This window comes from Elizabethkingia miricola (assembly GCF_001675285.1).
Classification (GTDB): Bacteria; Bacteroidota; Bacteroidia; order Flavobacteriales; family Weeksellaceae; genus Elizabethkingia; species Elizabethkingia miricola.
Genome location: NZ_LSGQ01000026.1, coordinates 53,952 through 65,696, shown reverse-complemented (window position 1 = coordinate 65,696; position 11,745 = coordinate 53,952). Strand labels below are relative to the sequence as shown.

At 36.7% G+C, this 11,745-nt stretch carries 9 protein-coding genes; 7 read left to right on the top strand and 2 right to left on the bottom strand.

The genetic code is table 11. The features are described 5' to 3' along the window. Position 1: 1 nt before the first annotated feature. The 4 genes from ATE49_RS11640 (at position 2) to ATE49_RS11625 (ending at position 5,358) form a co-directional block, all read left to right on the top strand. The gene (locus tag ATE49_RS11640; RefSeq protein WP_065082312.1) at positions 2-460 is read left to right on the top strand and encodes a hypothetical protein; all 459 of its coding nucleotides are present in this window, start codon (positions 2-4) and stop codon (positions 458-460) included. Then, on the top strand, positions 457-1,353 hold the full coding sequence (locus tag ATE49_RS11635; RefSeq protein ID WP_065082311.1) for a hypothetical protein: 897 nt from the start codon (positions 457-459) through the stop codon (positions 1,351-1,353). Before ATE49_RS11640 ends, ATE49_RS11635 begins: the two co-directional genes overlap by 4 nt. A 4-nt stretch (positions 1,354-1,357) precedes the next feature. Continuing rightward, the gene (locus ATE49_RS11630; RefSeq protein WP_065082310.1) at positions 1,358-4,342 is read left to right on the top strand and encodes a hypothetical protein; all 2,985 of its coding nucleotides are present in this window, start codon (positions 1,358-1,360) and stop codon (positions 4,340-4,342) included. A 164-nt stretch (positions 4,343-4,506) separates the two neighbouring features. Beyond that, positions 4,507-5,358, top strand: a complete 852-nt coding sequence (locus tag ATE49_RS11625) for a DNA methyltransferase (protein ID WP_065082309.1) — start codon at positions 4,507-4,509, stop codon at positions 5,356-5,358. 150 nt (positions 5,359-5,508) lie between these two features. On the opposite strand, the gene ATE49_RS11620 is transcribed toward ATE49_RS11625, so the two are convergent. Together ATE49_RS11620 and ATE49_RS11615 are read right to left on the bottom strand one after the other, a co-directional pair. Beyond that, a complete protein-coding gene (locus ATE49_RS11620; protein WP_065082308.1) occupies positions 5,509-6,921 on the bottom strand; it encodes a DUF4932 domain-containing protein in 1,413 nt (470 codons plus the stop codon). 1 nt (position 6,922) lies between these two features. Next, on the bottom strand, positions 6,923-8,167 hold the full coding sequence (locus ATE49_RS11615; RefSeq protein ID WP_034871373.1) for an efflux RND transporter periplasmic adaptor subunit: 1,245 nt from the start codon (positions 8,165-8,167) through the stop codon (positions 6,923-6,925). A 147-nt stretch (positions 8,168-8,314) separates the two neighbouring features. On the opposite strand from ATE49_RS11615, the gene ATE49_RS11610 reads away from it, so the two are divergent. From ATE49_RS11610 to ATE49_RS11600, 3 genes are read left to right on the top strand one after another with little or no spacing between them, the layout of a single operon-like run. Further along, positions 8,315-9,661 carry a sigma-54-dependent transcriptional regulator gene (locus tag ATE49_RS11610; RefSeq protein ID WP_065082307.1) on the top strand — a complete coding sequence of 449 codons (1,347 nt, stop codon included), beginning with the start codon at positions 8,315-8,317 and terminating at the stop codon, positions 9,659-9,661. Then, complete coding sequence (locus ATE49_RS11605; RefSeq protein ID WP_034871375.1) at positions 9,661-10,980, top strand: sensor histidine kinase; 1,320 nt, start codon at positions 9,661-9,663, stop codon at positions 10,978-10,980. The genes ATE49_RS11610 and ATE49_RS11605 overlap by 1 nt, the downstream gene beginning before the upstream one ends. A gap of 33 nt (positions 10,981-11,013) precedes the next feature. Further along, complete coding sequence (locus ATE49_RS11600) at positions 11,014-11,556, top strand: dihydrofolate reductase family protein (RefSeq protein ID WP_179195561.1); 543 nt, start codon at positions 11,014-11,016, stop codon at positions 11,554-11,556. Positions 11,557-11,745 lie beyond the last annotated feature (189 nt).

Below are 11,745 nucleotides of genomic sequence, written 5' to 3'. Positions count from 1 at the left end.
CATGTGGTATAAAGTAGATTTTCGCAAACTGGGAGCTTTACTTCTTCCGATAAATTGGAGATCGCCTTCTTTGATTGCATTAGTAAACGCTTTAGTCTCACATTTGGAAACAATAAGTGATGAATTTATTGAACGTAGGGCGGATAATATTGAAAGAGCCACATTTAATGGACAGGTATGCCATTTAAGAGGAATTCTAAATGATAAATTCGATTCGGACAGACGTATTATTATAACTGATCCCATCAATAAAAAAGAAACCTATATCTATACTGATGTAGAAAATAAACCAAAATACCTGGGCGAATTGGTTCTATATCCGTCCAGTGAGTTTTCGGATGATCAGGTAGATTTTATAGTCAAAGTGCCTGAAGCACTAACAGACTATTACGACCAAATATATAACACTGTAGACTATTATAGACTTGCTTCTAAAAGATTCAGAATAGAACTCGTATGAAAACATTTAATTTTAATCAAACAGGTGGTTTTAAGGTAACAACCGAAACCCTATCAGATATACAAACAGCTTATTCCATTGTTGAAGGAGTAGCGAGAATGGCGGGGAATATGGCTATTATTTCCGGATGTGTGGAAACGAACGCAGGCGCAACGGTCAGCGATGGTGTTGTAATGATCGGTGAAGAGCTTTTAAATTTCATCGGTGGTGCAAAACAAAATACCGTTATTATTAGGGAGATCAAAACCCAGAAGAAATTTGAAAACGGAGAGATGAAAGATGTTATAACCGATCGTTTTGCGACTTTCGGTTATTCACAACAGTCTTATGTCTGGGCAAACTTTAAAAGAATACCGTCATTAAATACTATTGAAGGGAGGTTTAAAACAATAGAGGATTTTATTCCTACGGTTCCCCTTCAGCAAATCGAAGCCCGATTAACCAAATTAGAACGTGCTTCAAAACCAATTATTGACGGAAATGCACCAGTACTATTCATGAGGCCAGCAAATGAGATTCCGGAAGGCTGGGAAGAGGCAACCGAATTTAGAGGGCGTTTTCCTATGGGCTTAAATCCTGATGACTTGGATTTTAAAGAGGTTCTACAAGCTGGCGGAAATAAAACACATACCCTAACAATGGATGAAATTCCTTCACATAGATTCAGTCTGTTTGGTGGTGATGGGATGAATACTTCAACAATCATTAATAATCCAAATGCCACAACAGCCGGAAAAGGCGACAGTCCGAATGATAATGAGGACTGGAATTATACCATGACGTCCACTAGCGGTGAGCCATTTGCTGGAAAAACAAATGCTTTAGGAGGAGGTCAGTATCACGATATCATGAACCCCTACAGAGTGGTAATATTTATACGTTTTAAAGGTTAAAAACATGAAACAACCTAGAAATACATTAAAAACATACTTCCAGAAAGGCAAAAAGCCCACTGAAGAACAATTTTCTAATACCTTGGATTCCTTTGTTCATAAGGATGATGCTATAACTATAGACAACGTTTCCGGGTTAAAAAATGCTTTGGATGGTAAACTGGAAAAAGGTGCGGAAGAAGGATTGCTCGCAGCCTTTGATCAAAAAATAAAAGAAGCTGAGAATATTGTTAATAAATCCTATCTGGGTATAGCTGTGATGTCTTCTACACCTCCAGCTTTTGGTTCTTACTGGTATAAAGTTGAGCAGGGCAGTATTATCACATTCACCAATCTAAAAGATGCCACAGGAACGCCGATTGAGACTAAAGCTGAAGACTTTGAAAATAACGGGGCTTTTTATGAAGTGACAATCGAGGTAAAAGATGGCATAGCTCAAAAGGAACGCAATCAAAAACCTTCTTCCTTGACGCCAACATGGAGCAATACAAATCCATATAATAAAGGGGCGCAGGTTATCTATAACAATACTCTTTGGGAAGCTAATTCGATTACAACAGGAGCCGATGTTCCGGGAGTGTCTTCCAGATGGATACCAGCCGTAAAAGGCGCAAAGGAAAATAGTAAGGTTTTCGACTCCGGAAATGATGTTAACGCATCAACTATGAGAGCTACTTATAATGCTTCTGATGTATTGTTTGATCAGGCAGTAACCAAAAAAGCCGGATTCACTGATCCTTTAACCTTTGGTTATGGAACAACGACCAACGAGGTGAGCAGCTATTCACTTGTAAGGGTTAACGATACACCTTCTACTATTGACGGTATTATTTCCGAAATTACCCTAAAGACAACCACAGCAAATGCTGATAATGTTAAATTCTGTATTCTGCAAAAAGTCGGTGCATCATCATTTAAAACGATAAAGGTATTCACAGTATCCGGATTTACACCAAATGCTGTCAGCACTGTAGTGTTGAATGAGACTATCAATATTGCGACTGGTTACTATCTGGGTATTGATGTAGATGGTAGAAGCTTTAGCGCCAATGTAACTACAGGTAATTGTTTATCGTTGCCGACCGATGCAGCCGTGGAAGGAAGTACTAATAATGCAACGTATAATACCAGTTTATCCTGGTGTTATGACTTTAAAGTTATACAGCCTAAATTAACAGGAGACCAAGCTATAAATATATTAGAGGGCATCCATACAAATGGAGTGGCAACCATGAAAGATGTTCATAATGCTTCTGATGTCTTGTTTGATGAAGCAGTAACCAAAAAGGCCGGGTTCACTGATCCTTTAACTTTTGGTTTTGGAACGGATAGCAACAGCGTAAGTAACTATAATGTCGTCCGGGTTATTGATGTTCCGGCTACGATATCCGGTATTATTTCCGAAATTACCCTGAATGCCTCCACAGCAAATACAGATAATGTTAAGTTCTGTATCCTTCGTAAAACTGCGGGCTTAATGTTTAAAACGATCAAGGTATTCACAGTATCTGGCTTTACTCCAAATGCTGTTAGTACGGTTGTTTTACAAGAGCTTATTAATATTGAAATCGGCGATCGTCTGGGGGTTTATGTAGATAACAGAAACTTCAAGTATAATTCTGTTTTAGGAAATAGCTTAAATTTCTCACCTACTGCAATGGTCGAAGGTGCAGAAACCGGGGCGAATGTTGACGCTGGTATATCTTGGTCTTATACCTTCAAAGTAAAACAACCGAAATTAACGGGTGATGATGCAGTGCGATTATTATCCCAGTTTAATAATATCAGCGCCAATTCAAAAATATACTACTTAGAGGACTATGGAGCTGTAGCCTTAAATCCTTTTTCTCCTGATAGTAGCGTTGATTGCACAGCAGCTCTTCAGGCTTGTATTGATGAAATATTTAGCGATAATAATATCGTAAATGCAAAAATAGCCCTTAAGGGTATGTATAGGATTGGTGGAGAGGTAAAGACGTGGCCTAACGGTAAGCGTGCGCAGGTAATGTTTCCGACTATTGATTATACACCTTTAATGGTGATAAAGAATGTAGGTATTGTCGGAGAACATGCACCAATCTGGGAAGAGCAAAGTATCGCCGAGATGCCCGTTTCTTATGCTGGATGCGGCTTTTATAGCAGCTTGTTTAATCAAGATACAAACCAGACTAACTGGTGTATTAGCTTAGGTTCCGGCCGTGATTCATCCGTATTTGGTGAGTTTAATAATATTAACATATTCATGGATAACATATACATGATGTTAAGAAGTCACGGAGCCAACGGTGCACCTGTATCGAATACAATGTCCGGAATTGACGCGAGTACAAACTCAAATTTCCAATTCGGTAGAATGTTTATCAGGACGTCAGTGCCAGGGACTAAGCTCTTAATGCCATCTCTTAAAAGTATTGGATTATATCTTCCAAAGTGGAATAACCACGCATCTATAGACGGGGTGTATTTAAGATGTCAAGGCTTTGGGACAGGTTTCTACGCCACAGAGCATTTGGAGTTAGGAAAATACATCGGGTCTGGAAATGTTAACGGAATGCATGTTGAAAAATTCTATCCTGCTAGAATAGGTCAATGTATTTTGGAGATGAACAGAAATCCAATCGTAATGGGTGACGGGGCGTACCTTAATTTAGGTGTATATCAAACCGAGATAATTAATGATACTACCAAGTGGTGGTACTCCGAAAAAGACATTATTCAGGAATCCGGTACGTCTAGTGTGACGATTGATAGATATGTTGTACACAAGGAAGGAGGCGAAAAAGGTGTTGGCTCGTGGGATGCTGGTGTTCGGGTTAAAGTTATCAACGATGAACACAACTTATCATATATGCCTGCTAATGTCTGGGACGCTCTTCCTAGTAATCCAACTGATGGACTGGAAGGCTACCTGAAGACACAAAGGATAAAGGTTGTTTATCTCGGTGGCTGGCTCAATGCTAACACAATGCAACCGCTAATTATTGAATAAGGAGGAAAAACGTCATCCGCTTTTAAAAAAGATCTCACCCAATTTTAAAATACACCGACTGGCTACGGAGGACAATGTCTTCTGAAGCCAGTCGTTTTTTGTATGTATTGGGTGAGAGTTGCAAATATACAAAAACTAATAACCATTATAAAAACTAATAACCAATGAAAACTTACACACAGGCCCCGCTACCGTTTCAGGGGCAAAAGAGAAGATTTTTAAAAGACTTTAAAGAAGCTTTAAACGAATTTCCTGCAGATGCTACTTATATAGATTTGTTTGGAGGTTCTGGCTTGCTCAGCCACACTGTTAAAAGTTATTATCCAAAAGCTAAAGCTATATATAATGACTATGATGGATATTCATACCGTTTAGAAAATGCAGATAAAACAAATATTCTATTATCTGATATTAGACAATTGTGCCCTCCTTCAGGTAATAAGACGGAAAGGCTAAGTGATGATGTTAAATCAGCAATTATAAATAGAATCGAAGAAGAAAAAGGATTTGTTGATTATGTTACACTATCATCCAGTCTGTTATTTTCCATGAATTATGCAACAAACCTGGAACAATTAAAGAAAGAAAAGTTTTATAGTAAAGTAAGACAAAGCAATTATGTTACAACGGGTTATCTGGAAGGCGTGGATATAGTTAAATATGACTATAAAGAACTATTTCAGGAATATAAAGATCAGGATAATGTTGTTTTTCTGGTTGATCCTCCCTATCTATCTACGGATGTTAGTACGTATAATAATAAAGACTACTGGAGGTTAACCGATTATTTAGATGTATTGGAGGTTCTTGTGAATACTTCATACTTCTATTTTACTTCAAACAAATCATCATTAATAGAGTTGTTCAGCTGGTTGGAGCTGCATTATGGAGCAAATAACCCTTTTATTGGAGCAACTAAGAAGGTGCAGGATGTAGGACTAACATATAATGCCAAGTATCAGGATATTATGTTGTATAAGTTTAATGGAAAAAACACCAACTTAACTACTATATAAAGATACGGAATTCCGATTTTTATACAAGAAAAAGCACGTTTAATTTATCTTTAAACGTGCTTTAAATTTGATAAGATTTTCCAGCCGATTATTGGAATCCATAGCGATTATTTTTTATACTTTTGGTTTTGCCGATTATATTATTATTTTTTATTTAGTTTTAAATTTTATAGTGTAATCCTGCAATGGATATCCTTCTAATGATTCAAAATTACCACCAGCCAGAATAAACTCATATTCTTTATTAGGCTTTAAATCCACCGGAATTTTTAATCCTTTATTATTATTGATATAAACTGATCTTGCACTGATCGGTACAGCGTCCCGGCCTAATTCTCCCCAGTGTATAGATAAACCTTTACCTGAAAGCGGTTGATCAAATTCCACAACAATCTCTTTTATAGAAGCATCTACATTATTCTTCCCATTAATATCAGGACTTAATGATTTTACTTTAGGCTGTTTTGCTGTAAAATCACTCATCACCTTATCCATATTTTTTCCTAGATTTTGGAAAAAAGAAACAATACGCGGGTAGAAAGCTTCCAGATCAGGATATTGTTTTCTGTTGGCTTGATATTCCTCTAAAAGCTTTACTAAGTCTGGTGTCCATATAAAGCTTCTGGAAATTTGCTCTTTCATTTCATTGTTAATCTCAGCCTGAGAAAAATGATTTTCCTTCATATAAACCAGAACAGCAGCTCTTACAATTGATTCGTTAATTATAGTTTCCCATGAACTGTAAGCCTGATCTGCCATTGGTTTTTTAACTTCTTTCTGGATTTTCTCTCCTGCATCCTGCAACTGACTTTTATAATCCTTAGTCTCTAAAATATAGTTTACAAAGGAATGATTGAATTCGTGAATTAAGGTAGGTGCATAACTACTGGAAAAATTCACTATTCTTCCATTAAATTTACCCCCACTAACAATAGCATATACTATATCTTTCCCCTTTTCTGGCGATACCCTTGGGCCATAATTTCCACCGCCATTTCCATAGCCTAATACTATTTTGTAATCTTCATTGGGTTCTTTTCCATAAAACTTCACATACCAATCCTGCTTAAACTTTGTTAGAACAGAATCAGAATATGCTTTAGCTGCCTGTTTATAATCTGTTTCATGAGATTGGAAGAACTGATGATACTTACTGTTTTTGTAAAAGCTGTTCAACCCTTTCAAAAATACGGGAAGATCTACAGTTTTCCATCTTTTCTCTACTGTATTATTTCTTTCCTTTACAAGACCAATTTTTTGATCTTTTATTTTCAGGTGTACCGCCATCGACATTACAGCATCATAGCCTATACCATTTTCGTTTCTTATATTTTTCAGGGTCGACAGAAACGGGTCATTTTTTACCGGAGCAAAATATTTTTCAATATCCTGAACATATAATTCATTATTCCTGTCAGAATATTCTCTGGCCTCTATTAGTCGGAATAAAGTACTCATAAGCTCTACTCTTTCGTCTACATAAGGCTGTATTTTCTGCTGGCCAAAAACCTGAGTTCCGGCAAAAGCGGCAATTAAAAAATATTTGTTTAATTGAGTTTTCATGTTATTTTTTTATATCTAGTATTTCGTATTTTTTGTAATCAGAATAATCCGATACAATGACCTGCTCTCCTTCTTTTAGCCCGGATAAAACTTCATAGTATAATGGGTTTTCTCTTCCAAGACTGATATTTTTGCGTACTGCCTTTCCATTTTCTGTAACAAAAATCCACTTTCCGTTGGTATCTTTAAAGAAGTTTCCTTTAGGAATCATCAGACTTTGGGTATCTGCAGAAAGTTTAAGTTTCACCCCGAAAGTCATTCCTATTTTCAGATCATCCGGTTTGTTATTGTCCGCAAAATTAAGTTCCGCTGAAAATTGTCCCTGTACTACTTCCGGCAATACTTTGGATACTATAACATTATATTCTTTACCATTACTTTCCAGCGTCCCTTTAATCCCTGCATGCAGCTTGTTGATATAATACTCGTCTATTTTAGCAACCAGCTTATACCCCCCCATCAAATCTACCTTTCCGATGCTTTGTCCTGTAGTAAGACTTTGCCCCAAAGAAATACTAAAAGAGGATAAGCGTCCTGTAGCCGGAGACATGATAAGAAAGTTATTTTTATTATTTCTCAGCACATCCAGGCTTTTTTCCATTTGTGCAATAGAGTTATTAACCGCTGCAATCTGTGAAGCCCGGGAATGCTTTTCATTTACAATACTCTGTTCTACAATTTGCTTTCTCTTTTGCTGGTAAGCCAGATTCTGGCGTGCCATGTCATAATCCGTTTTCTTTCCTATTTCAGCATCATATAATCTTTTTTGCAGATTATAGTTTTGCTGTGCTGTATTGTAATCGTTTTGTGCCTGAAGAATCTCTTTGTCCTGTGTAAATTCCTGATTTTTCAGTTCCAGAAGGGTATTTCTCATCTGGCTGATCTGCTGCATAATTCCGGTTTCCTGACTCATAAAATTGAATTCAGTATTCGGATTATACACTCTGGCTAAAGGCTCTCCTTTTGTTACCATTTTTCCGTCTTCCGTAAAGATTTCTTTTACAGCTCCTCCTTCCATTACATTCACCAGTGAAGAATTCAATGACTGCGTTTGTGCTGTAATCATCATCATGTCTTCAAACTTCCCACGGGTCACCTTTTCTACCTGTAAATCTTCTGCTTTTACATTAAAAGTTTTCTTCTGACGAAAAAAATATCCCAAAAACAACCCCAGAACTACTACTCCGGCAAGTGCTAAAAGAATAATTTTGAGTTTAGATCTTTTTTTCTCTATTTTCGTATCCATTACAGCTATTTGATTTTCAATAATATACACGACAAATATGCCATAAAAAGAATTCGTCGGTAAAAGTCTGAAAATTAAACAGTAAAGATTTTAACTCAAAATAAAAGTGTCCGAAATCGAACACTAAGTGTACAAAACTGAACACCCATGCGAAAGAAAACAGCCAAAATATTAATTGTTGACGACGATGAAGACATTCTTTTCTCTGCAAAAGTGTGGCTGAAAAAATTTTTCACCGATGTAAAAACACTTAATAATCCAAAGAAAATTCTTCCGGCACTCACCGAAGAGGCGTTTGATGTTATACTTCTCGATATGAATTTCCGAAAAGGCTTCGAGAACGGACAGGACGGATTATACTGGATGAACGAGGTTAAAGAAGTAGCCCCTGATATTCCTATTATATTAATGACAGCTTATGGAGAGGTAGAACTTGCTGTAGAAGCTTTAAAACTAGGAGCTTCAGACTTTATCCTAAAACCATGGAATAATGAAAAACTGTATGCCTCTGTTAACCTTGCTGTAGATGTTTCGCGCAAGAACAGAAAGTTGCATCAGTGGGAAAATATTCAGCAAAGCGATCAGAATTATATTCTGGAAAGTAACTCGGGAGCTGTACAGAACATTCTCCATACCATAGATAAAATTGCACCTACCGATGCCAATGTACTTTTGCTTGGTGAAAATGGTACTGGTAAATATGTTTTGGCAGAGCAAATCCACAGAAAATCTCCGCGCAATAAAGAACCTTTTGTGCATATCGACCTGGGAAGCTTACCCGAAGGGCTTTTTGAAGCAGAGCTCTTTGGATATAAAAAAGGAGCTTTCACAGATGCGATTGCTGATACTGCAGGAAAAATAGAAAATGCCCAGGGCGGCACCGTTTTTCTGGACGAAATCGGAAACCTGCCACTGCACCTGCAATCTAAACTCCTTACCCTTATTCAGAATAAAAAACTATCCCGTATCGGAGAAACCCGGGAACGGCAGATGGATGTCCGCTTTATTTTCGCAACCAATGAAAACCTTCAGCAGAAAGTAAACGAATTTTTATTCAGAAAAGATCTTTATTTCAGAATCAATACTGTAGAGATTACCATTCCGCCTTTACGGGAACGTCTGGAAGACATGCCTCTGTTTGCACAATATTTTCTTGCAAAATACCAATACAAATACCATAAAACCTTATCTCTTTCTGAGGAAGACATAAAAGAATTATGCAGTTATAATTGGCCGGGAAATATACGTGAACTGGAACATGCTATGGAAAGAAGTGTTATTCTTTCCGATCACGGAATATTACAGCTTTCTTTACCAAAGCCTATGGGGAATACATCCGAGGGATTACCTGATGTACTGAATATTGAGGAAATGGAAGAAATCCTGATTAAGAAAGCTCTAAAGAAACACCAGGGCAATATATCTTCGGCAGCAGAAGATTTAGGACTTTCACGCGCAGCACTTTACCGCAGAATGGAAAAATTCGGAATCTGATGAAGACAAAATTCTATATTATCCAGATAGCTATTTTATTGCTGGGGCTTGTTTTCGGGATACTGGCTTTTGACTGCTATGAATCAGGAAAATGGATTACGGCTTTACTTTTCCTTTGCCTTTCTGTTTTTATGGTTATTCTAAACATCCGAAATGCCCAGCAATCCGGGAAAGAAACAGAACAGATTCTACAGGCAATCAATCATAAAGATTTTTCTTTGTTTCCGGACAAAAAACAAAATGACCCGTTAAAGCAAAAAGCTGTTGACCTTTACTATCAGGAAAAAGAGAAAAATACCGATGTATTGTCGTTCAAAGTTCTGTACGAAAACATTCTGAATCAGCTGGACATAGGCATCATGATACTCAAAGAGAATACTAATGACTGGGAGATATTCTATTCTAATCCAAAGTTTATTGAAATTCTGAAGGTTCCAAAATACAACAGATGGAGTTTATATGAAGAAAAGAGCCCGGAGTTTTTTAAGCTTATAAAAGATACTGATTACAGAGAAAGCCAAGATTTCATGGAAGTCTCCATTAACCAGTCAGGATTTCAGACATATTCCTTACGGACGACACGTCTGGAAACACCACGTGAAGATTTTTGCATTATATCTCTCGAATCTGTACAAAAGATTATAGAACGTAAAGAGAAAATGGCCTGGAATAATCTGATGAAGGTTATTTCTCATGAATTACTGAATACCCTGACCCCTATCAACAGCCTGATAAGGAATATGGAATATATTACCGATCAGGAGGAAATTTCCAGAGATGATCAGGAAGAAATAAAAGAGAGCCTGAAAATTGTTAATAATAAATCCGAGCAATTACTCAACTTTATAAACAATTACCGACAGGTTGCTGAACTTCCTAAGCCCAAGCTTCAGAAAATATCCATCAGGCCTGTTATAGAAAAAGTATTACGGCTGATGGAAAGTGAGTTTCAGAATAAAAATATTATACTTACAGCCAATATTAAAGACTATATGATCCTGGCTGATGAAAAAATGCTGGAACGCAGTCTTATCAATCTTCTTACAAATGCTCTGCATGCTGTGGAAGATTCAGATAATGGAAAAATAAAGATTTCCACCGACCAGCAGAATACCCGAACCGTTATTCAGGTAGAAGATAATGGTATTGGTATCAGTGAGCAGATATCGGATAAAATATTTCTGCCTTTCTTCACCACAAGAAACAGCGGCTCGGGTATCGGACTTACTTTAACCAAAAGCATTATGGAAGCCCATAACGGTTACATTAACTTCCGCAAGCAGCAGCAAGGCAGTATTTTCGAGCTGTGGTTTACTTAGTTTATGATAAAAGGTCAAATTTTAAAAATTAACATGAAAAAAATAGTTTTAAACTTAGCTGTCAGTCTGGATGGTTTTATTGAGGGACCTAATGGAGAAACCGATTGGTGTATTATGGATGATGACATGGACTTTGAAGATTTTCTCCAAAGTATTGACACTATATTTTACGGCAGAGTAAGCTATGACGCCTGGGGTACTTATCAGCCTGAATCTGATGCTGATATTTCAGAAAAAGAGATGTGGAATGAAATACATTCAAAACAAAAATTTGTCTTCTCCCATCAGGACAGATCGGACGAAAATGCAAATTTTATTACCTCTGACATCATTGATCAAGTTAATGAAATCAAAAAGCAGAATGGTAAGGATATATGGTTATACGGAGGAGCTAATCTTATAAAAACATTTATCAGCCTGGGACTTATCGATATCTGTAAAATATCTCTGCATCCCGTTGTATTAGGAAACGGAAAGCCGCTATTCGAAAATTTGAAAAGCCGGATTGGGTTAAAATTACTGGATACCCGAATTTTTAAATCCGGAGTTATAGAGCTTACTTATCAGTCTGAATAAACTTTCAGGAAAGCACAGTTACAGGAAAATAATTCACACAAGTGTTATTTATTAACACAAACTTAATCCTATTCATTCTGTTTTATAAAACAGAATATTTTTTTTATAAATTAATATAGTTTTTTAGTTATAAATATTTAGTTTTTATAATTTTAACTATTATTAACATTAATGAATTAAAAGTTAAAA